Annotated in this window: 18 protein-coding genes and 1 pseudogene; 4 read left to right on the forward strand and 15 right to left on the reverse strand. The window is 73.6% G+C overall.

The window, feature by feature from the left end:
* A pseudogene (locus ACJOT3_RS12790) lies at positions 1–226 on the reverse strand (MMPL family transporter); the annotation flags it as partial.
* A 117-nt stretch (positions 227–343) separates the two neighbouring features.
* Between ACJOT3_RS12790 and ACJOT3_RS12795 the strand changes: the two are divergent.
* Complete coding sequence (locus ACJOT3_RS12795) at positions 344–1,126, forward strand: TetR/AcrR family transcriptional regulator (RefSeq protein WP_406972246.1); 783 nt, start codon at positions 344–346, stop codon at positions 1,124–1,126.
* Positions 1,127–2,056: 930 nt separating this feature from the next.
* On the forward strand, positions 2,057–3,142 hold the full coding sequence (locus ACJOT3_RS12800) for a neutral zinc metallopeptidase (protein WP_406972248.1): 1,086 nt from the start codon (positions 2,057–2,059) through the stop codon (positions 3,140–3,142).
* Here ACJOT3_RS12800 and ACJOT3_RS12805 read toward each other — a convergent pair.
* From ACJOT3_RS12805 to ACJOT3_RS12840, 8 genes are all read right to left on the reverse strand, one after another.
* Positions 3,135–4,493, reverse strand: coding sequence for an FAD-dependent oxidoreductase (locus tag ACJOT3_RS12805; protein WP_406972250.1), 1,359 nt, complete (start codon positions 4,491–4,493; stop codon positions 3,135–3,137). The genes ACJOT3_RS12800 and ACJOT3_RS12805 overlap by 8 nt on opposite strands.
* A 46-nt stretch (positions 4,494–4,539) precedes the next feature.
* A complete protein-coding gene (dxs, locus tag ACJOT3_RS12810) occupies positions 4,540–6,459 on the reverse strand; it encodes a 1-deoxy-D-xylulose-5-phosphate synthase (RefSeq protein ID WP_406972252.1) in 1,920 nt (639 codons plus the stop codon).
* A gap of 285 nt (positions 6,460–6,744) precedes the next feature.
* Positions 6,745–7,515 carry a sulfite exporter TauE/SafE family protein gene (locus ACJOT3_RS12815; protein ID WP_406972254.1) on the reverse strand — a complete coding sequence of 257 codons (771 nt, stop codon included), beginning with the start codon at positions 7,513–7,515 and terminating at the stop codon, positions 6,745–6,747.
* Positions 7,516–7,710: 195 nt separating this feature from the next.
* Entirely contained in the window at positions 7,711–8,967 is a 1,257-nt protein-coding gene (locus tag ACJOT3_RS12820) for a styrene monooxygenase/indole monooxygenase family protein (RefSeq protein WP_406972256.1), read from the reverse strand.
* Between the two features lie 695 nt (positions 8,968–9,662).
* Positions 9,663–10,943: a sugar ABC transporter permease gene (locus ACJOT3_RS12825; RefSeq protein WP_406972258.1), complete on the reverse strand. Its 1,281-nt coding sequence runs from the start codon at positions 10,941–10,943 to the stop codon at positions 9,663–9,665.
* Positions 10,943–11,740, reverse strand: a complete 798-nt coding sequence (locus ACJOT3_RS12830; RefSeq protein ID WP_406972260.1) for an ATP-binding cassette domain-containing protein — start codon at positions 11,738–11,740, stop codon at positions 10,943–10,945. Before ACJOT3_RS12830 ends, ACJOT3_RS12825 begins: the two co-directional genes overlap by 1 nt.
* Before the next feature lie 84 nt (positions 11,741–11,824).
* Positions 11,825–12,967: an ABC transporter substrate-binding protein gene (locus ACJOT3_RS12835; RefSeq protein ID WP_406972262.1), complete on the reverse strand. Its 1,143-nt coding sequence runs from the start codon at positions 12,965–12,967 to the stop codon at positions 11,825–11,827.
* Between the two features lie 280 nt (positions 12,968–13,247).
* A complete protein-coding gene (locus ACJOT3_RS12840) occupies positions 13,248–14,423 on the reverse strand; it encodes an ROK family transcriptional regulator (protein ID WP_406972264.1) in 1,176 nt (391 codons plus the stop codon).
* Positions 14,424–14,545: 122 nt separating this feature from the next.
* Between ACJOT3_RS12840 and ACJOT3_RS12845 the strand changes: the two genes are divergently transcribed.
* Positions 14,546–15,181 (forward strand): AAA family ATPase, encoded by a 636-nt coding sequence (locus ACJOT3_RS12845; RefSeq protein WP_406972280.1) that lies wholly within the window; start codon positions 14,546–14,548, stop codon positions 15,179–15,181.
* On the opposite strand, the gene ACJOT3_RS12850 is transcribed toward ACJOT3_RS12845, so the two are convergent.
* On the reverse strand, positions 15,141–15,995 hold the full coding sequence (locus ACJOT3_RS12850; protein ID WP_406972266.1) for an alpha/beta hydrolase: 855 nt from the start codon (positions 15,993–15,995) through the stop codon (positions 15,141–15,143). The genes ACJOT3_RS12845 and ACJOT3_RS12850 overlap by 41 nt on opposite strands.
* Positions 15,996–16,036: 41 nt before the next feature.
* On the reverse strand, positions 16,037–16,933 hold the full coding sequence (locus ACJOT3_RS12855; RefSeq protein WP_406972268.1) for an alpha/beta hydrolase: 897 nt from the start codon (positions 16,931–16,933) through the stop codon (positions 16,037–16,039).
* A 144-nt stretch (positions 16,934–17,077) separates the two neighbouring features.
* Here ACJOT3_RS12855 and ACJOT3_RS12860 point away from each other — a divergent pair, with 144 nt between their 5' ends.
* Complete coding sequence (locus ACJOT3_RS12860; RefSeq protein ID WP_406972270.1) at positions 17,078–17,743, forward strand: TetR/AcrR family transcriptional regulator; 666 nt, start codon at positions 17,078–17,080, stop codon at positions 17,741–17,743.
* A 7-nt stretch (positions 17,744–17,750) separates the two neighbouring features.
* Here the strand turns inward: ACJOT3_RS12860 and ACJOT3_RS12865 are convergent, their stop codons facing one another.
* The 4 genes from ACJOT3_RS12865 to ACJOT3_RS12880 all read right to left on the reverse strand — a co-directional run bounded on the left by ACJOT3_RS12865 (position 17,751) and on the right by ACJOT3_RS12880 (position 25,634).
* Positions 17,751–19,775, reverse strand: coding sequence for a serine/threonine-protein kinase (locus tag ACJOT3_RS12865; RefSeq protein ID WP_406972272.1), 2,025 nt, complete (start codon positions 19,773–19,775; stop codon positions 17,751–17,753).
* Between the two features lie 48 nt (positions 19,776–19,823).
* Complete coding sequence (locus ACJOT3_RS12870) at positions 19,824–22,094, reverse strand: serine/threonine protein kinase (RefSeq protein ID WP_406972274.1); 2,271 nt, start codon at positions 22,092–22,094, stop codon at positions 19,824–19,826.
* Positions 22,095–22,354: 260 nt separating this feature from the next.
* Positions 22,355–23,665 (reverse strand): hypothetical protein, encoded by a 1,311-nt coding sequence (locus ACJOT3_RS12875; protein WP_406972276.1) that lies wholly within the window; start codon positions 23,663–23,665, stop codon positions 22,355–22,357.
* Positions 23,655–25,634: a hypothetical protein gene (locus tag ACJOT3_RS12880; protein ID WP_406972278.1), complete on the reverse strand. Its 1,980-nt coding sequence runs from the start codon at positions 25,632–25,634 to the stop codon at positions 23,655–23,657. The genes ACJOT3_RS12875 and ACJOT3_RS12880 overlap by 11 nt, the downstream gene beginning before the upstream one ends.
* Between the last annotated feature and the right edge of the window lie 118 nt (positions 25,635–25,752).

Genomic DNA, 25,752 nt, shown 5'->3' on the forward strand with positions numbered 1-25,752 from the left:
CGACGATGTCGATGTCGTCGTGGCCCAGCTCGCCTTCGAGGAGGTCCATGGCGCGGGAGGACTCGGCGCCGGGGTCCTCGAAACCGCTCTCGCTGACGTCGGAGAAGACGCCCGAGCCCCAGACCGCGGCGAAGACGGCGAAAAGGGCGGTGGCGACCAGCACCGCCCAGCGGAAGCGGTGGGCGCCGAGTCCGAGACGGCCGAAAAGCCCCGTGTGCGTTGGCATGGGCAGCCCTTTCAGCAAACGGCCTTCATGTCGGTTAACGGTGTTCACTAAAGCGTGCAGGCATTACGATGTCAATATCGCCGACGATCGACCACAAACCGGGGTGTACCGCAACAGATGACGAAACCGCAGCTGGAACAGGGTGGGCGGGCTCCGAGCCGACGGGAGCGTGTGCGCGAGGCCACACTCGCCGAGATCAAGGGCATCGCCCGCGGCCACCTCGTCGAGCACGGGGCGGCGGGGGTGTCCCTGCGCGCCATCGCCCGCGAGATGGGGATGACCGCGCCGGGGCTGTACCGCTACGTGCCGGGGATCGACGCGCTGCTGGTGCTCATCACCGCGGACATGTTCGACGAGCTGGCCGCCGCGGTGGCCGCGGCCGACGCCAGCGTTCCGGCCGAGGACACCGACCGGCGCATCCTCACCTCGCTCCGGGCGTTCCGGGGGTGGGCGCTGGGGCACCGGGCGGAGTTCGCCGCCATGTTCGGGCCGCGGACCCGGCTGGACCCGGGGGTGGACCTGACCCCGGCGGTGGAGGCGGGCAAGCGGTTCGGGGCGACGTTCTTCACCCTGTTCGAGCAGCTGGTCCACGAGAAGCGCTTCGAGCTGCCCGACGGGCGGTCGATCACCCCCGAGCTGGAACGCGAACTGCGGTCCTTCGCCGACCTGTGCGGGTTCGGGGACTCCCGCACACCGGTCGAGGCGGTGATGGTGCTCAGCTCCTGCTGGGTGCGGCTGTACGGGGTGGTGTGCATGGAGATCTTCCAGCACCTGGATTTCGTGATGCGGGACATGGAACCACTTTTCGAGTCCGAGCTTCAGAACGTATTGACAGACCTGGGCGTTCGGTACGAATCACCCGAAAGCAGCAATGCGGTTACTATCGGTAAGTCCGATTAAGCCCCATACTTAGAGGTCTGTGGCACTTGCCGGATTCGCCCCGGGTGGATCCGGCCCTGGCCGGCGCGCCATGGCACGAGAGCGAGGACCGACCGCGTGGAGAACCGACCCGGCGATGAGCGCTTCCGCCCGTCCACCGGCACCCCCTGGGTCCCCGGCACCACCGTCCACGCCTCCCCCACCCCGCAGGGCACACCCGCCGCCGAGGCGGCACCGCATACAGGCGACTCAGGCACCCCGGGTGCACCAGACGCCGCACAGGACGCACCCGCCACAGGCGTACCGGGAGCACCACACGCCCCGAGTGCACCGCCTCATACGAGCACATCGCACGCGGGGGCCACGCCTGCCCCAGGAACACCGCGACACGGCACCGCCACAGGTGCCTCGGGAACACCGCAGGGCACACCCATCCCGCCCGCCGCAGGGTTGCCACCACACACCGCGGCCTCAAGCGGCGCACCCGCCCCGGTGACACCACGGCACAGCGCCGCCACAGGCGTACCGGGAGCACCGCAGAGCACGCCGACCCCAGGTGCATCACACGGCACGGAAAACGCACCACACGCGGGGAGCACGCCTACCCCGGGCATGCCGCCGCAGGCGAGCACACCGCACACGGGTGGTACGGGTGCTCCGGGTACGCCGCCGTACGCGAGCAGTGCGCAGGGCACACCCACCCCGGGCATGCAGCAGCACACGAGCGCATCACACAACACGCCGGGCACACCGCCCACGGGCAGCACGGGCACCCCGGGGACACCGCAGCACGGCACCGGCATAGGTGCCTCGGGAGCACCGCAGGGCGCGCCCATTCCGGGCATGCCTCCGCACGCGGGCGGCGCGCGGGGTGGGACCGCCGCGGGGATGCCGCCGCGGGCCGCGGCCTCAAGCGGCGCGGGTACACCTCAGGGCACAGCCACCCCGGGCATGCAGCAGTACGGCGCGCAGGGCGCACCGCAGTACGGTGCCCCGGGGGCATCGCCGTACGCGGGTGGCGCCCAGGGGGTGCCGCGGTACGGCGGTGCCGCAGGCATGCCGGGGGCGCCGTACGGGGGCGGGATGCCCGCGTACGGGATGCAGCAGTACGGGGGGTACGACGGGCAGTACGGGTGGCCGGTGCAGCAGTGGGGGCCACCGCCTCCTCCGCCGCCGCGGCGGGGGCGGGGGGTGTTGGCGGCGTCGGCGGTGGCGGCGACCGTGGCGCTGGCGGCGCTGGTGGCCAGCGTCGTCATCGTGGTCGCCACGCCGCAGCCCGAGCCCGCGCCCACCGGCGAGAACCTCGCGGCCTACTACGACGACCGGTTGTCGGAGCCGCCCGGGCGGGTCACCATCAACATCGCCGACCACCCCCTGTACGACGCCGCCACACCCCAGGACATCGCCTGCGACGTGCCCGAGCTGGACTCGGGGTCCGACGACTCCTGGGAGGAGTTCGCCACCGCCACCGGCCACTGCCTGGACGAGCTGTGGGCCCCCGTCTTCGACGACCTGGGGCTGAGCGTGGACACCCCCGAGATCACCGTCACCCGGGAGTCACCCGACTCCGGCGACGAGGAGGGGTACACGCTGGCCTACTACGAGAGCGAGCTCGAACGCATCACCGTGGTCCTGCCCAACGTTCGCACGCTCGGCGGGCAGATCCCCGCGCAGGCCCACGAGGACGTGTGGGTCGCGCTCATGGGCCACGAGTACGGCCACCATGTGCAGTACGTGACCGGCATCCTCGACATCTCCCACGAGATGCGCCGCAAGTCGGCCAGCGAGGCGGAGGAGCTGGACACGCTGCGCCGCACCGAGCTCCAGGCCGAGTGCATGGCCGGGATCGGGCTGCGCGCCATCACCGGCGCCGACGAGCGGTCCCTGCGGTGGGTCAACGAGAACTTCAACGGCGGCGGCGACCTGCCCACCCACGGCACCGCGACCAACCGGGCCCACTGGCTGGAGCAGGGCTGGAACGAGGCGACCGTGGGCGGCTGCAACACCTACGGCGCCGCCTCCGGCGAGGTCACCTGATGGCGTCCCGGTAGGCCTCCCAGCCGTGGAGTTTGACCCGCTCGCCGCGGTCCAGCTCCGCGGCGCGGCGGGCCTCGGCCTCGTCGATGCGCAGCCAGGCCCCGTAGTCGCTGCCCTTGACCACCTCGGTGAGGTCCACCAGGGCGGGGGCGCCGTCCAGCAGGGCGGGCGCGTCGGCGAGCAGGGCGCGCACGGTTCCCGCGGCGTCGGACTTGTTGGTGCCGATCACGCCCGTGGCGCCCCGCTTGGCCCAGCCCGCCACGTAGTCCCCCGGCACGGCGCGGCCCTCGGTGTCGAGGACCCGGCCGTCGCGGTGGGGCACGGTGCGGGCCGCCTCGTCGAAGGGCACGCCCGGGATCGGCAGGCCCGCGTAGCCGACGGAGCGCAGCACCATGCCCGCGGGCAGGTCGGCGGTCTCCCCCGTTCCGACCAGGCGTTCGCCGTCCAGGCGTGTGCGCTCCACCCGCACACCGGTCACCCGGTCCGTGCCCAGGACCTCCACGGGCCGGGACCAGAAGTGCAGGTGGACGGCGCGCGGCCGCCCCTTGGGCGGCTGGGCGGCGCGTTCGCGCAGCAGGCGCAGGTTGGTGCGGGCGGCGCGGGCGACGTCGCCGCGGACCTCCGCGAGGTCGATGTCGACCTGGGCGGGGTCCACCACGACGTCGACGTCGGGCAGTTCGAGCAGGTCGCGCAGTTCGGGCGCGGTGAACTTGGCCTGGAGCGGGCCGCGCCGGGCCAGCAGGTGGACGGTGCGCACCCGGCTGGCCGCCAGCGCCTCCAGGGCGGGCTGGGGGATGTCGGTGTGCCGCAGTTCGTCGGCGGTCTTGACGAGGATGCGGGCCACGTCCAGGGCGACGTTCCCGGCGCCGACCACCACGACCTCTTCGCTGTCCAGGACGAACCGGAGCATCTCGCTGTCGGGGTGCCCGCAGTACCAGTTGACGAAGTCGGTGGCGGCGACGCTGCCGGGCAGGTCCTCCCCCGGCACGCCCATGCGCCGGTCCGTGGAGGCCCCCGTGGCGTACACGACGGCGTGGTGGGTGCGGGCCAGGTCGTCACGGGTGACGTCGGCGCCGAACTCCACGCCGCCGACGAACCGCACGTCGGGGTGTTCCAGGATGCGCTGCAGCGCGCGGGCCACGCCCTTGATCTTGGTGTGGTCGGGCGCCACCCCGTACCGCACCAGCCCGTAGGGGGTGTGCAGGCGGTCGATGACGTCGACGCGGACCGGCACCCTGCGCTGCCGGGTCAGGGAGTCGGCCGTGTACAGCCCGGCCGGGCCGGAGCCGATGACGGCCACTTTGAGCGGTGCGGATTCTTCCTCGGCGCGGGGATCGTCGGGAGAGGTCATGCCCCCATTCTGGCAGCAGGACCCCTCCCGTCCAGGAGGGTCGGACCTACTTGTCGGCCAGGGCCGGGTCGCCGGCGCCCTCGGTGCGGCGCGAGACCGTCTCGGTGAGCTTGCGCGAGAGCTCCTGCGGGGTCAGGCCCTGCTCCTGGAGGATGGTGTCGCGCTTGGCGTGGTCCAGGAACTCCTGGGCGATGCCGAAGGTGCGCACCGGAACGTCCACGTCGTGGTCGCGCAGCAGGCGGGCCACGGCGTCGCCGACGGCGCCGGTGCGGCCGTTGTCCTCGACCACGGCGACGACGCTGTGCCGGGCGGCCTCGGCGACCAGCGCCTCGTCCAGGGGCTTGACCCACAGCGGGTCGATGACGGTGACGCCGATGCCCTGGTCGGCCATCCGGTCGGCGACCTCGCAGGCCACCTGGGCCATGGTGCCCACGCCCACGATGAGCAGGTCCTCGGAGTGGCCGCCGTCGGCGGCGCGGCGCAGCAGGTCCATGGAGCCGACCTTGCCCAGGGCGGGCAGGTCCTCGGCGACGGCGCCCTTGGGGTAGCGGACGACGGTGGGGGCGTCCTCGACCGCGACGGCCTCGCGCAGCAGGGTGCGCAGGCGCTCGGCGTCGCGGGGCGCGGCCAGGCGGAGTCCGGGGACCACCTGGAGGATGGACATGTCCCACATGCCGTTGTGGCTGGCGCCGTCGTTGCCGGTGACGCCGGCTCGGTCCAGGCAGAAGGTGACGCCCTGGCGGTGCAGCGCGGCGTCCATGAGCACCTGGTCGAAACAGCGGTTGAGGAAGGTCGCGTACACGGCGACGACCGGGTGCAGCCCGTTCATGGCCATGCCGGTGGCGGCGGTGGCGGCGTGCTGCTCGGCGATGCCGACGTCGAAGATCCGGTCGGGGTGGGCGTCGGCGAACTTGTTGAGGCCGGTGGGGTGGAGCATGGCGGCGGTGATGGCCACCACGTCCTCGCGCTCGGCGCCGATCTTCACCATCTCGTCGGCGAACACCGACGTCCACTTGAGGGCCTTGGAACCGGGCTTGGCCTGGCCGGTGGCGATGTCGAAGGGGCCGGGGGCGTGGAACTGGTCCTCGTCGTGGTTCTCGGCCGGGGCGTACCCCTTGCCCTTCTGGGTGATGACGTGGACGATCACCGGGCCGCCGAAGTCGCGGGCGCGGCGCAGCGCCTTCTCCAGCGCGGGCTCGTCGTGGCCGTCGATGGGGCCCAGGTACTTCAGGCCCAGGTCCTCGAACATCATCTGGGGCTGGATGGCGTCCTTGATGCCCTTCTTGAGGCCGTGCAGGGCCTCGTAGAGGGGCTGGCCGACGACCGGGGTGCGGTTGAGGGTGGTCTTGGCCAGGTCCAGCGCCTGCTCGTAGCCGGGGGCCATGCGCAGGGAGGCGAGGTGGTCGGCGAGGCCGCCCTTGGTCGGCGAGTAGGAGCGCCCGTTGTCGTTGACGACGATGACGAGGCGGCGGTCCTTCTTCTCCGCGATGTTGTTGAGCGCCTCCCAGGCCATGCCGCCGGTGAGGGCGCCGTCGCCGATGACGGCGACGACGGTGCGGTCGCGCAGGCCGCGGACCTCGTTGGCCTTGGCCATGCCGTCGGCGTAGGAGAGCGCGGTGGAGGCGTGGGAGTTCTCGATGAAGTCGTGCTCGGACTCGGCCCGCGAGGGGTAGCCGGACAGGCCGCCCTCGGACTTCAGGTTGCTGAAGTCGTGCCGGCCGGTGAGGACCTTGTGCGCGTAGGCCTGGTGGCCCGTGTCGAACAGGATGGGGTCCCTGGGGGACTCGAAGACCCGGTGCAGCGCGATCGTGAGCTCGACGACGCCGAGGCTGGGACCGAGGTGCCCGCCGGTCTGCGAGCAGGACTCGACCAGGAAATCCCGGACCTCTTGGGCCAGGACCGGGAGCTGATCGGCCGGAAGCCGCTTGAGAGCTTCCGGATTGTGCATCGACTCGAACAGTGTCACTGTCTCGTCAGTCCCCTCGTCCAGCGTGTCGGTTGAATTTGCCCCACCGGGCCCCTGACGTGGGCCTGGTTTGGCTACCGGCAGGTATACATACCCGAGTTTATGGTGCTGCGTCCACGGGTCCCGCCCGGCACCGGTCATGGCGGTGCCATGAGGGAGCACGCGCGTTGCGCATCCCCCGTCGGATGGGCTTCGAACCGTGGGAGCGCCGCCCCCCGGCACGGTTTTCGGGGTACATTACCCGCTCTGGGAAGCGTCTTCGCCGTTCCGCGTCCCCCTCCGACGCTATCCGAGGACGGCCTGGACCAGCAGGGCGATCGCCGAAGCCGCCACCACGGCGAGCATGCCCAGGCGCAGGGGCCCGGCCTTGACGCGGGTGCGCAGGGCGACGCCCGCCGCGAAGCCCAGGACGACCAGGGGGATGCCCGCCGCGCCGACCACCAGGATGCGTGTGTCGAGCTGTCCGCCGATCCCCAGGGCGATCAGGGAGAGGGTGCCGCCGAAGAGGAAGAACGCGGCCAGGGTGGCGCGCACCCGGGCGGGTTCCTCGTACTGGTAGAGCAGGGCCATGGGCGGCCCGCCGATGGAGGTGGCGGTGCCCGCGAACCCGGACAGGGCGCCCGCGGTGACCAGGGAGACCGGGGTGATGCGGACCCGGAAGGACCGCAGCGACAGGGCGACGGCGATGAGCACCATGGCGCCGACCGCCCCGGCCAGCGCCCGGGGCGGCAGGACGGCGACGACCCAGACCCCCAGGACGGTGCCGGGCAGGCGGGCGGGCAGGCCCCAGGCGACGGCCCGCCAGTCGATGTGGCCGCGTTCCTGGACCAGGGTCAGGACCGGCAGGACGATGACGGTGACCAGGAGCGCGCCCGGCATGAGGGTGGGGTCGAGCAGGGACAGGACGGGGGCGCCGACCAGCCCGAGGCCCAGGCCGACGGTGCTCTGCACCGCGGCCCCGGCGATGACGGCGAGCGCGGCGACGGCGACGAAGGTCCAGACGTCGCCCGCGGGGAGCACCCCGTGTCCGGTGGGCGCGAAGAATTCCGAGAGCACGAGGTGCGACGCTACATCCTGACCTTCCCGGTCGGGTTCGGGAGGTAGGGACATCGGATGTGGTCGTGCCCGCGATACCCCGGCCCCACCCCGGCCCCGCCCGGCCGGGGCGGACCGGGCCGGGGCGGCGGTGACGGACCGGGCGGCGCGGTGCGGCGGAGGCGGTGGCGGGCCGCCGCGACGGGGCCGCGAGTGTCAGTGGGCGCCGCCGCCGACCGGTACCGGCCGCTGCGCACCGTCGATGTACTCCAGCGCGCGCTCGGGGTGCAGGAACCATTCGATGAGCCCGGACGGGTCGGCGAAGGAGTTCGCGAACCGGTCGGCGGTGGGCTGGTGGCGGGCGGCGAGCCGGTACAGCTCCCACACGTGCGGCGGTCCCGAGAGCATCACCCGGCTCCAGGCGGTGACCTGGCGGGCCCGCCGCCAGTACTCGGCGAACGCCGCGCGCATGAACCGCTCGTCGAAGGGCCGCGTCCCGTGGTCGACGATGGCGCGCCGGTAGACGTCGGCGGCCAGCGAGGCCATGTTGGCGCCCTGCGCGGTGATGGGGTCGTTGGCGACCACGGTGTCGGCCATGCCCAGGACCGGGGCGCCGCCGCCGGGGCGGGCGACGGGTTCACGGACCGCGGGCGCGTACCCGCCGGTGAGGGCGGCCCCGGGGTCGGCCGGGCGGGTTCCGGCGAACCGCTCGTACTCCCAGGGCGCGTGGCGGCGCACCACCCGCAGCAGGTGGTCGAGGACCTCCTCCGGGCGGGCCGTGGCGGGCAGCGGGCGGTCCAGGGGGCCTCCGGGCACCGCCTCGACCATGAGGGCGTCGCAGGGGCCGTTCAGGGACAGCACGGGCAGGCTGAACACCTCGCCCGCGCCCGGGACGGCGGTGCGGGAGAGGGCGGGGCCGTCGGGGTGGGGTGCGGCCCCCGAGGCGTAGACCAGCGCCAGGGAGCGCCGGGGGGCGTCGTGCCGGGAGCGGGCGGTGTCGCGGGGGAAGACCTCGGCGAGGCCGTTCCGTCCGGCGGCCACCACGACCAGCTCGTACTCGGCGGCGAGCCCGGCCAGCTCGCCCGGGTGCACCCGGTGCCGGAGCAGGCGGCCGCCGCCCCGGATGAACAGGTCCAGCCAGGCGGAGAGCTTGAGCCGCTGGTCGACGGAGCGGGCGGGCTCGTCCAGGCGTCCCAGCCAGGACAGCTCCGGCGCGGCGCCGCCGTCGCGGTGGGCGACGCGCAGGCCGACTCCGCGGATCCGCGGGGCGCGGTCCTCCCCGAGGGAGAGGCCGTGCCGCCGCTCGCGCCGCAGGGCGGGTCCGAACAGGCACTGGGTGGAGGTGACGCGGCCCGCGCGGATCTCCTCCGGGCCGTCCGGGTTGACCAGGGTGACGTCGTAGTCCTCGGCCAGCAGGCCGAGGGCGAGTTGCAGGCCGGACTGCCCGGCTCCGACGACGAGGATTCTGCGCATGCCGTTGCTCCCGTGGTTCGTGCCCGCGCGGGGCCCGGGCGTTCCCGGGGCACGACGAGGAGGGGCCGTACACGTACTGACCCGTGTGCGGCCCCGCGCGGGCGGTGGTTTCGCGGCGAACCTAGCAGTGCCTCCGCCGGCCTCTCGGGCGCCCCCGCCGACCGGGACCTTCGCCTCTACAGGCCCGGGACCTGCGGCCCCGTGGGCCTTCCGGCCCGGCTGCGCGCCACCGCTCCCCCACCCCGCATGCGCGGATCATCCGAATGCCGGAACCACTCAGATGTCGTCATCATCCGAATACTCCGCCCATGCCGATGGTGTACGCACTCGAACTCCGGGCCCCGTTTCACCCTCAGATGGCCCGGCCGTTCAGATGGCGCCATCATCTGGATCGCCCGCCCACGCGGATGGTCGGCCCATGCGAATGGTCTGCCCATGCGGATGATCGAGGCGTGCGGATGGCGAGGGCACTCGAAGGGGTGCGGCGCGGGGCAGGGCGCCGCGGCCTTCGGATGGGAGCGCCATCGGGAAGGGGCGGGCATCCCGATGACGCGGGCATGCGAGCGCAGGCCGGCCATGCGGACACGGGCATGGAGAGGCCCCGGTCCGGCTACCGGGGGCCGGACCGGGGCGCGGGGGCGGTGGGGAGTGAGCACCGCCCCTTTTCCCGGGAGGGAACGGGGGTACTGCGGGGGTCAGGCGCCGCCCCGGGCGTTGGTCTTGCGACCGCGGCGGGAGACGGCGTCGATGATGACCGCGATGAGCAGGACGGCCGCGGTGATCATGAAGCGCACCGAGGTGTCCATCTGGAGCAGCAGCAGGCCGGAGGTGATGGCGCCCAGGACCAGGCCGCCAAGCAGCGCCGAGTAGGCGTTGCCGCGACCGCCGAAGAGGCTGGTGCCGCCGATGACCGCGGCGGCGATCGCCATCATGAGCTCGGCGCCGCCACCGGTGGAGACGCTCGCCGCGAAGTTGCGGGAGACCAGCATGATGCCGCCCAGCGCCGCCAGGGTGGAGGCGATGCCGAACACCGAGATGCGGATGAGGTCGACGTTGATGCCGGCGCGGCGGGCCGCCTCGGCGTTGCCGCCGACCGCGTACACCATGCGGCCGTAGCGGGTCTTGCGCAGGACCAGGTCCAGGACGACCACGAAGCCCACGAAGATCAGGAAGGCCAGCGGCACCCCCTTGTACTGGTTGAGCACCCACACCCCGCCCAGGACCGGCAGGGCCAGCAGCGCGGCGCGGAACGCGATCTCGCTCAGCGGCTTGTACGGCAGGCCCGCCTGGCGGCGGCGCCGCTCGACCGCGAACACCGAGACGACGTACAGGGCCACCGCGAGGGCCGCGATGAACCAGCCCACGAACGACACGAAGTACGTCTGGGTGAGCATCGCGATCGGCCCGTTGGGGCTGGTGTTGATGGTGCCGTCGGCGCCCATCAGATACAGGTGCACACCCTGCCAGCCCAGCAGGCCCGCCAGGGTGACCACGAACGCGGGTACCCCGACCTTGGCGAAGATCGTGCCGTGGATGAGGCCGATGACCAGGCCGGCGCCGATCGCGGCGGCGATGGCCCCCCATTCGGGGACGCCCTGTTTGACCGCCAGGACCGCCAGGACGGCCGCGGACAGGCCGGCGACCGAGCCGATGGACAGGTCGATCTCGCCCAGCAGCAGCACCATGATGACGCCGGTGGTCATCAGACCGATGGCGGCGATCTGCACGGTGAGGTTGGACAGGTTCTGCGGTGACAGGAAGCGGTCGTTCATCGACTGGAAGACGACCGCGATCAGCAGCAGTCCCACGATGACGGGGATCGGGCCCAGTTCCCCGCTGCGCAGGTTGCGGCGCAGGGCCTGGAGCCACCCCTTGGGCGAAGCGGCCGTGGTCAGGAGCCGGGGGTCGCGCACGGGCGCGGCCGAGGTGGCCGCACCGTCTCCGGGTGCCTTGGAAACCGGGGTCTGCTGGGTCATCACTTGTCCTCCGTGGCCAGGGCCGAGGAACCGGTGCGCTGGGAGCGGCGGCTCACCGGGTTGTCGGCTGCACCGGTGATGGCGGCCACGATCTCTTCGTAGCTGGTCTCCGCGATGGGGAAGTCGCCGGCGTTGCGGCCCAGCCGCAGCACCACGGCGCGGTCGGCGACCGCGCGGACGTCGGCCATGTTGTGGCTGATCAGGACGACGCCGTGACCCTGGTCGCGCAGCCGCTCGATGAGGTCGAGGACCTGGGCCGTCTGGGCGACGCCCAGGGCGGCGGTGGGCTCGTCGAGCATCACCACGCGCGGCTGGCCCAGCAGGGAGCGGGCGATGGCGATGATCTGGCGCTGACCGCCGGAGAGGGAGGCCACCGGTACGCGCAGGCTGGGTATGCGCACCGACAGGGAGTCGAGGAGGTCCACGGCCCGGCTCTCCATCTCGACCTCGTCGAGGGTGCCGGGGAAGTGCAGCTTCTCGTTGCCCAGGAAGAGGTTGGCGACGATGTCCAGGTTGTCGCACAGGGCGAGGTCCTGGTAGATGGTCGCGATGCCCAGGCGCTGGGAGTCGGCGGGGGCCCCGATGGAGACCGGCTGCCCGTCCCAGCGGATCACGCCGCCGCTGTCGGCGGGGTGGGCTCCGGAGATGACCTTGACCAGCGTGGATTTACCGGCGCCGTTGTCTCCCAGGAGGGCGACGACCTCTCCCTCGGCGACGTGGAAGTCCACGTCGCTGAGCGCGCGGACCGCCCCGAAGGTCTTGGAGATCCCGGACAGTTCCAGGACTGGTGTACTCATGCGTTCGTTATCTCTTCTCTCGTCCCTGGACGGGGCGGGCGGGCGGCGGGGGCCCGCCCGCCCCGTCGGGGCGTCGCACCGTGCCTAGAGGGCTTCCTGGCAGAACTCGGTGTCCGCGTAGTCGGCGGTGCAGATCTCCTCGATCGTGTAGATCCCGTCCGAGACCACGGTGTCGCCGACGTTCTCCTCGGTGACGGCGATCGGGTCGAGCAGGACCGCGGGGACCTTCTCGCCGTTGGCGTCCTCGACGTCGGTGAGGCTGTACTCGCCGAGCTCGGGGTCGGTGCCGGTGGCCAGGGCCACGGCCATGGCGGCGGCGATCTGCGCTTCGGGCTTGATGGCCTTGTAGACCGTCATGTACTGCTCACCGGCGATGATGCGCTGGATGCCGGCGAGTTCGGCGTCCTGGCCGGTGACGGGCGGCAGGTCGTCGACGTCGACACCGGCGCTGCGCAGGGCGGAGATGATGCCGGAGGCCATGCCGTCGTTGGCGGAGTAGACGCCGATGATCTCGTCGACGCCCAGGGCGGTGATGGCGCCCTCCATCTGGGCGTTGGCCTGGTCCGGGGACCAGTCCGGGGTGTCGAACTCCTGGCCGATCTCGATCTGGCCGTCGAAGATCTCGTGGGCGCCGGCCTTGAAGTCGGCGGCGTTGGGGTCGGTGGGCGAGCCGTTGATCATGACGATCTGGCCGTCACCGGCGGTGCCGCGCTCTTCGAGGGCCGCGATCAGGGCCTCGGCCTGGACCTGGCCGACGCGGCGGTTGTCGAAGGACACGTACATGTCGACGCCGCCCTGCGCGAGGCGGTCGTAGGCGACGACGGGAACGCCCTGGGCCTGGGCCTCACTGACGGTGCCGGCCGCGGCCGCGGAGTCGACCGCGTCCAGGACCAGGACGTCCACCCCTTCGGTGAGCATGGCCTGGGCCTGGGTCTGCTGCTCATCGACGTCCTGGTCGGCGTTGGCGTAGGACAGCTCGCAGTTGGGGCAGAGCTCGTTGAGCGCTTCCTCGAAGAAGGGCTTGTCGAACGCCTCGTAGCGGGCGGTCTGGAGCTCGGGCAGGAGGAGGCCGACGTGGAAGCCCTCCTCGATGGTGTGGGTCTCCCTCTCGGCGTTCTCGCCCGACGTGGTGAGCGAACCACAACCGGAAACGAGAAGGGTGAGGGCGGCTCCGGCGGCGGCGAAACCTCCGGCGACCGTGCGCTGGCGTGCGGTGCGTGTACTCAACGCTGCACCTTTCTGACGTGCGGGGGACGGATGTGAACTCGCGAGTGATGTTGTGAAGTAGACCCCGGCACAGCCTTGTCGTCAACTCCTGAACACATAACTGAAACATCACGGATATTGCGTTCAGCCGCTAAAAACAAAGAAACCGCAGGTCACAGCGCATCCATGAAGGAAGACGCCCTCCCAGCATGCGCGGAAAGAACACGAACGACCACGTACGGGCAGCACAAAGCTTCACCAGGAGAGGGTCAAGAAGGGGCTTTCGGCGACGGTGCGTCGCTCAGTGGGCGCTCTGCGCCGCCATGCGCAGGGCCCCGTACAGGGAGGCATCGCGTCCCAGCGAGCTGGGCAGCAGCTCCAGCCGGGACAGGGCGCTGCCCAGCGCCCCCAGTTCCATGGCCCGCCGCATCGGGTCGAGCAGCAGCTCTCCGGCCTCGGCCAGGTCCCCGCCGACGATCACCCGGTCGGGGTTGAACAGGTTGGCCATGATCGCCACGCCCTGGCCCAGCGCCGTGCCCGCCTCCGCGAGGATGCGCCGGCACCCCGGGTCGCCCGAACGCGCGGCGCCCACCAGGTCGCCCACCCCGGCCGGGCCGGGGCCGTGGGAGACGTAGCTGTTCTGCGGCAGCATGTCCAGCAGGTACCCGGCCCCCACGAAGGTCTCCAGGCAGCCGCGGTTGCCGCAGCGGCACACCTGGCCGCGCGGGTCCAGCGCGATGTGCCCGACCTCGCCCGCGGTGCCGCCCGCCCCGCGGAACAGCCCGCCGGAGACGATGATGCCCGCGCCCACCCCGTCGCCGATGACCAGGTGGATGAGGTGTTCGGCGCCCTGGCCCGCACCCTTGTGGAGCTCGGCCAGGACCGCGAGGTTGGCGTCGTTCTCCGCGATGACCGGGACGCCCAGCCGCTCGCTCAGCGCCTCTGCGGGCCGAAAGCCCGCCCAGCGGGGCAGGCAGGAGATGCCGCCGACCTCGCCGCCGTGCGGGTCGATCGGCCCGGGCACCGACGCCACCACCGAGGCCACCGTGGACAGGTCGATGCGGGCCCGCAGCAGCGTGGTCTCGGCCAGCCAGGAGGCCCGGCGCACCCCGCGCTCGGGGTCGGCGGCCACGTCGTAGTCGATCTCCTCGCGGGCCAGCAGGTTGCCCTCGCTGTCGCCGACGCCGACGGTGACCCGCTCGGGGCCGAAGTCGAGCGCCACCACCGTCCCGGGCGGGCGCACCAGGGTGACGGCGCGGGCCCGGCGGCCGTTGGAGGAGGTGTCGTGGACCGAGACCGTGCCCGCGGCGCGCAGGCCGCGCACGATGTTGGAGACGCTCGCCGCGGACAGGCCGGTGGCCCGGGCCAGTTCGGCCTGGGTGCGGGTGCCGTCACGGCGCAGCACGTCCACGACCCGGCGTTCGTTGGCCTGCCGCAGGGCGGACTGGGACCCCGGCGTCACTGCGGTGTCGGTCACCGGGCGTCCCTTTCGTTCGGTCACGGCACGGTTCGATCGTGCCTTCTGGCTCGAATGCTACAAGGATTGAACGCAAGCGGAAACCGCCCACCTGAACACGTTAAGGTCCGAAGGTGACCTCTCTGCACGTGGAGACCGACCGGGACGGCTGGGACGCCCGGCTGGCCGCGGCCGTTCCCGGAGGTCGCGGCCGCGTGCGCGTCGTCACCGTGGAGGGCCGTTCGGGCTCGGGCAAGAGCACGGTGGCGGAGCGGCTGCGCGCGGCGCTGGCCGCGCGGGGCACCGCGGCGGCGGTGCTGGCGATGGACGACCTGTACCCGGGGTGGCACGGGTTGGCGCGAGCCCCGGAACTGCTGGTGTCGTGGGTGCTGGAGCCGCTGCGCGCCGGGGCTCCGGCGCGCTGGCGGCGGTACGACTGGGAGCACGACCGGTTCTCGAAAGAGGAGTCCGCGCTGCCGGGGCCGGTGGCGGCGGGCGGGGTCCTGGTGGTGGAGGGGTGCGGGTCCGGCGCCCGGATCGTGCGCCCCCACGCGGACCTGTCGGTGTGGGTGGACGCCTCCGACGCGGTGCGCGACCGACGGCTGGACGCGCGCGGGGACGCGGCGCTGTACGCCCCCTTCCGGCGGGTCTGGGCCGATCAGGAGGCGGTGTTCTACGCGGCCGAGCGCCCCCGGGAGCACGCCGACGCCGTCGTCGGCAACTCCCGGGGGCCGGACCTCACCACGCCGCGGCCCGGACGGGGGCGACGAACGCGGTGATCCTCTCCAGGACGTCGGGGTCGGCCAGGATGCGGTTGTGCCCGAGGCCGACCGTGCCGACCATCCTGGCCCCGGACCCCATCGCGGCGAGGATCCGCACGGACTCGGAGTGCGGGATCAGCGGGTCGTCGACGTCGTGGAACAGCAGGACCGGCACCTCCAGGGTGTCGGCGTCGCGGACGGTCGCGTAGCGCTTCCAGACGTCCCGGTCCCCGTCGAAGAACGCGTCCTCGATGGCGCGGCGCAGGGCCCGGTTGACCCGCGGCCCCCAGCCGTGGGCGGCGACGAAGCCGTCGACGGTGCCCTCGAAGTCGGCCATCGCCGACAGCAGGACCAGGCGGTCGGTCCGGATCCCCTCGCGCACCAGGTGGGTGGCGAACAGCGCGCCCAGGGAGTGGCCGACCACGGCGGTGAGGTCGCCGTGCCGCTCCTGGAGCCGGCGGGCGATGGCCAGCGCGTCCAGGACGCTTCCGGCGGGGCCGCCGGTGGCGCCGTGCCCGGGGGCGTCCCAGGAGACGACGGTGTGCCCGGCGGCGGTGAGGGCGCGGACCAGCGGGGCCAGGCGGGAGGCGCGCGAGCCCCAGCCGTGGACCAGCAGGACGGGGCGTGCGCCCTCGCCCCAGGTGTAGGTGGCGACCCGCCAGCCCCGGTGGCCGAGGTGGCCGACGCGGGCGCGTTCGTGCACGTCGCGGTCGCGGTCGACCGCGGAGGTATCGCCGGGGTCGCTCCACAGGCGCAGGGCCCGTTCGCCGGCCACGCGCGGGGCGGTGACGGCCAGGACCTCCAGGTCGATCGGGTGAGGGGCGGTGGTCATGGTGGTGTCTCCTTGTGCGGTTCGCTCGGTTTCGCCCGGGTTCAGGCGGGGCCGGGCCGGTCCCCGGGGACGGTCAGGGGCAGGTCGGTGCCCTGGACGAAGGAGGTGATGGCGTCCAGGTGCTCGCGTTCGAAGAGGGCCCCGCTGTGGCCCAGGCCGGTGGTGGCGATCATCCGTCCCCGGCCGCCGAGGTGTTCGAGGGTGCGCAGGGAGTGTGCGAAGGGCACGACCTCGTCGGCGTCGTCGTGCAGGAGGAGGAAGGGCTGTTCGAGGGTGTCGATCCGGTGGGTGGTGGAGAAGCGTTCCCACACGGTCGGGTCGGCGTCGAAGTAGTGGCGCTCCACGTCCGAGCGCAGTGTCCGCAGGACGCGGGGGCTCAGCCGCAGGGCGTCGGAGAACGCGGTGAGGAGGTAGTCGAAGTCCGACACCCCGGCGAGGAGGACCACCCGGTCCGCCTCGACGCCTTCGCGCAGGGCGTGCACCGCGAAGGGCGCGCCCATGGAGTGGGCGACGACGGCGTGGAAGCGGCCGTGGCGCTCCTGGAGGTGGCGCTGGATCCGCAGCGCGTCGAGGATGGTGCCCAGCGGTCCGCCCGTCGCCCCGTGGCCGGGGGCGTCCCAGGACACCGGGCCGTACCCGAGGTCGACCAGGCGGCGGATGAGCGGGGCGAAGCGGGCGGCGCGCGAGCGCCATCCGTGGGCGAGCAGCACCGGGCGGGTGGTGTCGCCCCAGGTGTAGGTGACCACGTCCCAGCGGCCGACGCGGACGGTCCCGGTCCGGGCCGCCTCGTGCAGCTCCCGGTCCTGTTCAGGGATGACCCGGGGCGGGGCGGGGGCCGCCCACATCCTGCGGGCCAGTGATCCGGCCAGGCGCGGGGCGGGCAGGGCCAGCGCGTTGACGGCGGCACCGACGAGGGGGAGGGGCTTGACGGCTCCCATGGGTCTCCTTCGCTTCACAAACTATACGAACGATCGTATTATTTGTTTCCCGGAAGCCCGCCGTCAAGTGCGGCTACCCTGGCCTGGTAACCGACCTGTCGTTCGAACAAGGACCGCCCGGCGAGGGCGGCGGGAGGTGCGCGCATGACGACCCGGACCGACGGCCGCGTCCAGCGGGGCGAACTGACCCGGCGCGCCGTGCTGCGCCGCGCGGTGGACATCGCCTCGGTCGAGGGGCTGGAGGGGCTCTCCCTGGGCCGCCTGGCCAAGGAGCTCGACATCAGCAAGAGCGGGGTGTTCGCCCACTTCGGCTCCAAGGAGGAGCTACAGCTGGCCGCGATCCGCGCCGGGCGCCGCATCTTCGCCGACCACGTGGTCGACGGGGCCATGCGGACCCGGCCCGGGCTCTCCCGGCTGTGGCGGCTCTTCCAGGACTGGGCCGTGTACTCGCAGGGGCGGGTGTTCCCGGGCGGCTGCTTCTTCTACACCGTCAACGCCGAGTTCGAGTCGCGCCCCGGGCGGGTGCGCGACGCCCTGGTGGCGACCCGCCGCGAATGGCGCGACCTGCTCACCCGCAGCGCCACCGACGCCGTGCAGCTGGGCGAGCTGTCCGCCGGCACCGACGTGGACCTGCTGGTGTTCGAGCTGGCCTCGTTCCTGGAGACCGCCAACTCCGACTCCCTGCTGGAGGACGACCTGGAGCGGCCCTACCGGCTGGCGCGCGCCGCCGTCGTCGCCCGCCTGTCGGCCCTGGCCACGGCGGACGCCCCCCGCCCGTGGGAGCAGGAGGCCGCCGAGCCGGAGTCCTGATCGGGACTCACCGCCGCGGCGGTGCCGCGCTCAGCGCCCGGACCCGGTCCACGTCGGTGTGCAGGGTGCGCAGTTCCCGTTGCAGGCCGGCCCGGTTCACCTCCAGAGCCTGCTGCCGTTCCCGGAGCTTCCGACGCTGCTCTCGGTTCCCGACGAAGCTCCGGGCCTGGAAGTAGGAGAGCACGGCGAACAGGGGGCTGAGCAGGCCGATCAACAGGCAGAACCCGAAGAACCCGGCACCGCTCTCCGCGTCCAGAACCGGGTACAGCGCAAAGGTGAGCACCAGGCAGACGAGCGCCACCACGCCCAGCAGGCTCAGTCGGCGGACGGACTTGTCGTAGAAGGACAGGTCGCTGTGCAGGGTCCGCCGCTCCTTCTCCTGCGCCTCCCAGCGCCGCTCCCGTTCTTCCCGCCGCCGGACCAGCTCATCGACCAGGGGCAGCGAGCCGTGGACCAGGGCCGCGTACCCCGCCCGGGCCGCTCCCTCGGCACCGTCCACCCGCCCCCACAGCGCGTCGATCCACTCCGCGGTCCAGTCGCCCGGGGCAGCGGCCGGGCGGCGCACCCGCCCGGGGTCGAGCAGGAAGGCCAGGATCAGGGCCGGGTCCGCGGTGGCGCGCCGCACACCCTCCCCTCCGGTGAGCTGTTCGGCCAGTTCCTCCCCGAACACGGTGGCGGCGTGCACCGCCGCCTCCAGATCCTCGGCCAGGGCGGCCCGGCCGCGCCTTTGCCCGCCTTCATGAAGCGACAGCGCGCGCAGGATCCCGGGGCGGGCCAGACCCTCGATCCCCTCGGGCGCGGTGGACGGCGCGTCGATGAACAGGGAGCGCAGGGTGGCGGGCGAGACGTCGTGGCCGCGAAAGCGCGGGGGCAGGTCGGGGCGGGTCTGTGCGACGAACGTCGCCACGGCCAGGTCGGCGTCGATCCGCCGGGGGCGGAACAGCGCGCGGTCCACGGTCGTGTCCCGGACGTCGTCCGTGATCCAGGCGCCCAAAGCGGCCCGGGCCTCCTCGTCCTCGAAGACCGCGGCCGCCTGTGTCCACAGCTCCTGCATCGCGGCGGCCAGGTCGCCGGGCCGGGTGTACCGGAGGCCCGCGAAGTGGTACGGCGGCGCCTCTACCGGGACCGACGCGGCGGGGGCGGGCGACGGCACCGCCGCAGTGTAGGGCAGGGTGGGCGCGAGCCGCCCCTCCCCCGGGTCGACCACCGTGGGCTCGGGCAGCGCCCGCAAAGGCGCACCGGTGATGAGGTGGTCCACCAGGGTGCGCGCGTCCGGGCGGCGCCGGGGGTCCTTGTCCAGGCAGATCCGCACCGTCTCGCGCAGCTCCCCGGGCACACCCTCCAGGTCGGGTTCCCCCGACAGGACCCGCACGATACGGGAGGCCCGGGTCGGGCCGGGGAACGCCGAGCGCCCGGTCGCCGCGTGGACCATGACCGCGCCCCAGGAGAACACGTCCACCGCCGAGGTCAGGCGGGCGCCCTCCAACTGCTCCGGTGCCATGTACCCGACGGTGCCGATGATCCCGCTGGCGGTCACCGAGGTCGCCTCCACCGCGCGGGCGATGCCGAAGTCGATCACCCGCGGGCCGTCCGCGGCCAGCATGATGTTCTCGGGCTTCAGGTCCCGGTGCACCACCCCGGCCGCGTGGATCGCCGCCAGCGCCGTCGCGGTGTTCACGGCCAGACGCTGCAGGTCCGCGCCGCGCCGCGGCCCGTCCTGGGCGACCGCGCGGTGCAGCGTCGGGCCGTCGATGAACTCGGTGGCGATCCACGGCTGCGCCGCCTCCGGATCGGCGTCCAGGATCGCCGCGATGCAGAACCCGCTCACCCGCCGCGCCTGCTCCACCTCCGCGGCGAACCGGCGGCGCATCTCCGCGTCACCCGCCCACGAGGCGTGCAGCACCTTCACCGCCGCACGGCCGCCGTCCCCGGCCTCACCCAGGAACACCTCACCGAAACCGCCGCGCCCCAGCGAACGCACCAGTCGGTACCCGCCCACGGTGGAGCCGTCCGTCTCCGAGGTCTCGTGCACGCTGCGCCTTCCTGCTTCCGCTGTCGGGGGGTTGGGGGACGCGGCCGGTCAGCCGCCGGTGATGCGGCGGGCGTGCACCAGGTCGGCGCGGATGCGCTCCACCCCCGAGGTCAGCTCGGGCAGCTGGGCCGCGGCGTTGTTCAGCTCCATCACCCGCTGCCCACGGCGCACGACGTCGCCGTAGCCGACGCGCAGGACCACCGAGAGCACGAGCGAGGCCGCGAGGGCCAGGACCGACAGCGTCACCAGCAGGTCGCCCAGCCACTCGGCATCGCCGGTCAGGCCGATGATGATCCCGATCGGGAAGCCGAAGAGCGCGTAGTTGCAGTACCGGCGGATCTGGAAGTAGCGCTGCTGCCGCACGACCTTGCCGTGCAGCGACTCGTGCTCGGTGGCGACCTTGGTGTAGCGCTCCTCCCAGTACCGGCGCTGGCGGGAGAGCGCCTGGAGGGTGGGAACGGCGCCGTAGATCGCGGCGGCGTGGCCCACCCCGGCCGGGCCGGGGGAGGCGTCCACCCGGCGCCACAGGATGTCGATCCACTCCCCCACCCCCGAGTCCCCGCCGTCCCGGGGCGGGACCATCCGCTCGGGGTGCAGCAGGAAGGTGAGGATGAGCGCCGGGTTCACGTCGGGGCTCGACGCCCGCCAGCCGGCGAGCCGGCCGGACAGCTCCTGGTGGAACGTGCTCCCGGCGTGTTCGGCGGCGTCGAGGGAGTCGGCCAGGCGCTGGTAGGCGGCCGGGTCGGGGCCGTGGTGCAGGCCCATCATCCGCAGCACCTCGGGGCGGGCCAGCAGGGCCATCTCGTTGGACATCGGCGCCCCGGTGATGACGGGGCGCGGGTCGGAGAACAGCTCGCCGAGCTGGGCCAGGGTGGCGCCGTGTCCGCGGAAGACCGGCGGCAGGTCGGGGCGCGTCTGGGCGATGAAGGAGGCCAGGGCCAGGTTGGCGTCGTCGGCGTGGCGGCGGAACAGGGAGCGGTCGACGACGGTGTCGCCGAGGTCCTCCATGAGCCAGGCGCCCAGGGCGGCGCGCTCGGTGACGTCGCCGAACACACGGACGGCGGCCGCCCAGTTGCCCTGCATGGCCTCGGCCAGGGCGCCGGGGTCGGTGAAGCGGACGCCCGCGAAGTGGTACGGGGGGACCCCGCCGACACCGGTGTGGTGGCCGGAGGCGCCGGTGTGGCCCGGGCCGGGCCGCGGGGCGAACGCCGCTCCCGGCGGCGGGGTGGCCGTCCCGGGGGGCGGGGGCGTGCCGTGCATGCCGGGAACGCCGGGCGCGGGCGGGGCCAGTTGTGTGTAGGCGCGGGTGGGGTCGACGCCGTGCGGCGGGGCGGCCCGGGTGGGGTCCACCCCCGGGGACGGGGCCACCCGGGTGGGAGCGACCCCTCCGCTCGGAGCGACCCGGGTGGGGTCCACGCCCGAGGCGGGGGCGACCCGGGTGGGGTCCACGCCGGAGGCCGGCGCCACCGTCGGGTTCCCGGTTCCCCCGGGAGCCGGCGGGGTCCCGCCCTGGGGCCCGGCGATGAGCAGGTTGAGCAGGGCGGATGCGTCCGGGCGCCGGTCCGGGTCCTTGTCCAGGCAGAGCTCGATGACTCCCCGCAGGGGTCCGGCGAGGTCGCCCAGGTCGGGACCGCCGCCGAGGATGCGGGCGATGCGCGACGCCTGGGTGGGCGCGTGGAAGGCCTCGCGGCCGGTGGCGGCGTAGACCATGACCGCGCCCCAGGAGAACACGTCCACCGCCGAGGTCAGGCGGGCGCCCTCCAGCTGTTCGGGCGCCATGTACCCGATGGTGCCCACGACCCCGCTGGCGGTCACCGAGGTCGCCTCGACCGCCCGGGCGATGCCGAAGTCGATGACCCGCGGGCCGTCGGCGGCCAGCATGATGTTGTCCGGTTTCAGGTCCCGGTGCACCACCCCGGCGGCGTGGATCGCGGCCAGCGCGGTGGCGGTGTTCACGGCCAGCCGGTGCAGCTCCACCCCGTGCCGGGGCCCGTCCTCGGCGACCGCGCGCTGCAGCGTCGGGCCGTCGATGAACTCGGTGGCGATCCACGGCTGCGCGGCCTCGGGGTCGGCGTCCAGGATCGCCGCGATGCAGAAACCGCTGACCCGCCGGGCCTGCTCCACCTCGGCGGCGAACCGGCGGCGCATGTCCGCGTCGCCCGACCAGGAGGCGTGCAGCACCTTCACCGCGGCCCGGCCACCGTCCCCGGCCTCGCCGAGGAACACCTCGCCGAAGCCGCCGCGGCCGAGCGAGCGCACCAGGCGGTAACCGCCCACGGTGCGCGGGGCGGATTCCTCTGCGGGGTCGTCCAACGTCATGCCTTTCACGGATCTCACGGGCCGGCGGCGGTGCGCCGGGGCGGCGGAACGCGGGCCGCCGACGGGATGCGCGGGGCAGGGGCATCGGTGATCGCGGGTGCTGGGCACCACGGCGCGGTGACGGCCCGGGGCCGAGGGGCGACGGGGGTTCCGCCCTGCCCGAATCGACCGCTTTTCCATGACCACCTTACGACGGAACACCGCCCCTGCCGCAACGGCGGTCACACGGCCCCGCCCCCGCCCCTCGCTCCCCGGCGCGGTCAGCGGGCGGCCCGGTGCCCACCCCGCAGGATCCGCTCGATCAGGTCGTCGGTGAGCGTCCCGTACCCGGTGGCCGCCCACACGCTGCGTTCGGCGGGCACCTCGTAGTAGGGGACGGAGCGGCCCTCGTGCTCGGCGGGCAGCACCGTGGGCCGCAGCCGGTCGCGCACGGCGCGGGCGCACTCCGGGCACAGCGGGACGCGGATGGTGCGCAGCCCGCCGAACTCGCGCCACTGGGTCTGCCGGGTGTCGTTGCCGTGCAGCGGGTTGGCGTAGCAGGGACGCCGGGGGGTGCGCAGCCCGGCCAGGGCGTCCTCGGCCAGGTCCAGCAGCACGAGCACGCCGACCGCGTCGGGCAGCGTGGCGCCCTCCTTCGCCATCCGGTCGTGGACGCGGGCGGCGGCGTCCCGGGCGTCCAGGGCCGTGGACAGGTGCCGGGGGTCGACACCGCCGTCCGCGCTGAGCCGCTCCCCCAGTTCGATGAGGTCGCGTTCGCCGCGTTCGACCAGCGACTCCAGCTGGGCGCGGTCGGCGTTGTCGAACGCCGCGTGCTGGGCGATCGGGACGACCCGGCGGCGGCGCAGCGGCCCGCCGGAGCCGGACCGGGCGCGCAGGTACAGCGGGACGCCGGCCGCGGCCAGCAGGGCGAGCGCCAGCGCGCCGACGATCCACGGGTTCCACTCCCGCGGGCGCATGAGGTTCCCGGTCGGGGGCTCGCCCACCTTGTCGTAGTAGGCCTGCTGCGCCGTCTCGTAGGCGGCCTCGGGGTCGTCGGACAGGGCGGCCTCGACGGCGGCCTCCACCAGCACGGGCAGGGTCTTCTGCCCGCCCATGGTCTTGTAGCTCGCGGCCATGGCCCCGTAGAAGGCGGGGTTGGTCCAGTCGTCGGGGGCGGTGCCCAGGTCGTGGCCCTCCATGTCGCCGCGGCGGTCGTAGATGAGGAAGTGGCGCTCGCCGCCGCCCATGCGGTCGTGCACGGCCGAGGCCAGCGCCTCGCTCTCCCCGCTCCAGGGGTCGCCCTCGACCAGGGGGACGACGATGACGTACAGGTCCAGGTCGTGCTGCTCGATCACCGTCACGACGCGTTCGCGGGCCTCGACCGCGTAGGCGCCGTCGTAGGAGGAGTCGACGTAGACGGGCGACTCGGCCAGGGCGTCGGCGATCACCTGCGCCGGGCTGGCGGTCTCCTCAGGGGCCGGGGACACTGTGTCGGCCAGGGCGGGGGCGCCGGTCAGGGACGCGGACAGGGCCAGGGCCGCGACCGTCGCGGGGGCCCACCGGCGCAGAGGCGTGCGGGGGTCAGTGGACACGGTTCTCCTCGAACAGCAGGTCGACCATACGTTGGGGCCGGTGTGCCCCGAACCAATGACGGATCCAGGGGTCCGTCGGTTTCACCCGGTAGGAGTGGGTCGTGCCACCGGTGCGCAGCCGCAGGACGTTGCGGGCCCGGACGGGGTCGTCGAGCCGCGCGCACTCCTCGCACAGGGGGACCCGGCCGCCCAGGGCCCGGGACCTGGCCTGTTCGGCTGCGAAGGGGTGCAGCGGGTCGACGGCGCAGGGTGTGGTGTCGGCGCCGGGGTCCTGGACCGCGGCCGCCACCCGGCGGGACAGCACCGCGACGCCGAGCAGGTCCAGCCCGTGGGGGTCGCGGCCCATGACCATGAGGGCGGCCTCGGCCTGGGGCATGAACTCCGCGGGGATCCGGTCGGGCTCCCTCTCCACCAGCGCGCGGACCCGGTCGGCCTCCCGCGCGGCCAGGCGCCGCAGGGCCCGGTCGCCCAGGACGCCGCTCGTGGCCCGGCCCCGGGAGAGCTTGAGCAGGAGGACGACGAGGTAGAAGGCGGCGACCACGGCGGCGGCCACGAAGGGGCCGACCAGCAGCAGACCGCCGAAGAACCCGCCCGCCCAGTAGCGCTCGGCGCGGGGTCCGGGGAGGTTCACCTCGTCGTCGGCGAACAGCGGCCGGTACCCGTCGCCGGGGGTGAACTCCAGCTCCGCCAGGTCGGCCGCGACGGCCTCCAGGGCGCCGGCCGCGGTCGGCTCCTCGACGAAGGCCGTGGAGCGCCACAGCTCGTAGGCGTCGATCTCCAGCCCGCGGGCGGCCGCGCCGACCTGAGGTGTGTCGTACGAGGGTCCGACGACCAGGTAGACGCCGTCCTCCCGGGCGACCGAGGCCAGTGCCGCGGCCAGGACCTCGGGGTCGCCACCGGCCTCGTCCTGGTGGCTGAGCGGGACCGCCGCGGCGAAGACCGGGACGGACACGTCGGCGAACAGGTCGGGGACGTCCTCCAGGCCCTCGCGGCCCAGCGGCATGATCGGGTCGACGTAGAGCGGCCCGTCGGCCAGGGCGGCGGCGATGTGCTCGACCCGGCCGGTGGAGACCACGTACGGCGGCTCCAGCCGGACCAGCTCCTCGGTGTCGGCGATCTCGTGCCCGCCGACGGGCGCGTTCACCGTGTGGGAGTAGGTGGCGGTGACGAGCACGCCCGTTGCCGAGAGCGACGCCAGCACGGCCACGACGGGCACGACGATGCGACCGCGCCGCACGTGGCGCCAGGTGATCCAGCCGGCGCAGGTCAGCAGGGCACCGCCCACCGAGCCCACCAGGAAGCCGAGGTTCTCGGGGCCGTTGTAGCGCGTGGGGTCGATGTCGGCGCGGAACTCGGCGAGGAACCCGTCGTCGTCGGTCTCCTCGTACCCCGGCGGGGTCTGGCCGCCGACCAGCCCGGCGGCCAGGACCCGGGCCACCTCGTGTGCGGGGACGCCGTACAGTTCGGCGTCGTAGGCGGCGTCCCGGGCGCCGTCCACCGACAGGTCGGACCCGTAGACGCGCAGTTCGGTGAACCCGCCGGTGGCGGGCAGGACGGCGTAGAACCCGTCGGCGCCGAGCCGGTCGTGCACGGCGGGCAGGATCTCGTCCGTTCCGGCGTCGCTGCCCGCGCCGAGGTAGGGGGTGACCACCACGTGGTAGGGGACCCCCAGGGGCGCGAAGGCCTCGTGGATCCCGCGCTCGATCTCCTCGGGCGGGACGGTGCCGCCGATCGCGCCGTCCACCACGACCGCGGCGCCCTCGGGCCGCTCGGCGAGCAGCCCGGCGAAGTGCTCGGCGTAGGTCGCCCGCGGGGCGACCGCGACGTCGGCGGCGGGAGTCTCGGCGGCAGTGGTGTCGGCGGGGTCCGCGGTGTCGGCCGCGGCGGGGGCGGACAGCAGCAGCAGGAGCGGGGCCACCGTGAGGAGCAGGGCGCGGAGCGGGCCGCGGGCACGGTGAGGGATGGGCATGGGCCGAGCATAGTGCCCCATTGCGGACACCCTCTCCCCCGGTCCCACCTGCGCATCGGCCCCGCCGGAGGGCACAGGCCCCCGCCGGAGGACACGCACCCGGCCGGGGAAAGCGAAG

The organism is Nocardiopsis protaetiae (assembly GCF_045446735.1).
In the GTDB taxonomy this organism is placed as follows: Bacteria; Actinomycetota; Actinomycetes; order Streptosporangiales; family Streptosporangiaceae; genus Nocardiopsis; species Nocardiopsis protaetiae.

What these genes read in the sequence shown, in the direction of transcription:
- ACJOT3_RS12855 (WP_406972268.1), bottom strand. Translation starts at nt 16,933, where the DNA reads ATGGGAGCCGTCAAGCCCCTCCCCCTCGTCGGTGCCGCCGTCAACGCG.
- ACJOT3_RS12800 (WP_406972248.1), top strand. Translation starts at nt 2,057, where the DNA reads ATGCAGCAGTACGGCGCGCAGGGCGCACCGCAGTACGGTGCCCCGGGG.
- ACJOT3_RS12830 (WP_406972260.1), bottom strand. Translation starts at nt 11,740, where the DNA reads ATGAGTACACCAGTCCTGGAACTGTCCGGGATCTCCAAGACCTTCGGG.
- ACJOT3_RS12880 (WP_406972278.1), bottom strand. Translation starts at nt 25,634, where the DNA reads ATGCCCATCCCTCACCGTGCCCGCGGCCCGCTCCGCGCCCTGCTCCTC.
- ACJOT3_RS12850 (WP_406972266.1), bottom strand. Translation starts at nt 15,995, where the DNA reads ATGACCACCGCCCCTCACCCGATCGACCTGGAGGTCCTGGCCGTCACC.
- ACJOT3_RS12860 (WP_406972270.1), top strand. Translation starts at nt 17,078, where the DNA reads ATGACGACCCGGACCGACGGCCGCGTCCAGCGGGGCGAACTGACCCGG.
- ACJOT3_RS12825 (WP_406972258.1), bottom strand. Translation starts at nt 10,943, where the DNA reads ATGACCCAGCAGACCCCGGTTTCCAAGGCACCCGGAGACGGTGCGGCC.
- ACJOT3_RS12805 (WP_406972250.1), bottom strand. Translation starts at nt 4,493, where the DNA reads ATGACCTCTCCCGACGATCCCCGCGCCGAGGAAGAATCCGCACCGCTC.
- ACJOT3_RS12870 (WP_406972274.1), bottom strand. Translation starts at nt 22,094, where the DNA reads ATGACGTTGGACGACCCCGCAGAGGAATCCGCCCCGCGCACCGTGGGC.
- ACJOT3_RS12795 (WP_406972246.1), top strand. Translation starts at nt 344, where the DNA reads ATGACGAAACCGCAGCTGGAACAGGGTGGGCGGGCTCCGAGCCGACGG.
- ACJOT3_RS12820 (WP_406972256.1), bottom strand. Translation starts at nt 8,967, where the DNA reads ATGCGCAGAATCCTCGTCGTCGGAGCCGGGCAGTCCGGCCTGCAACTC.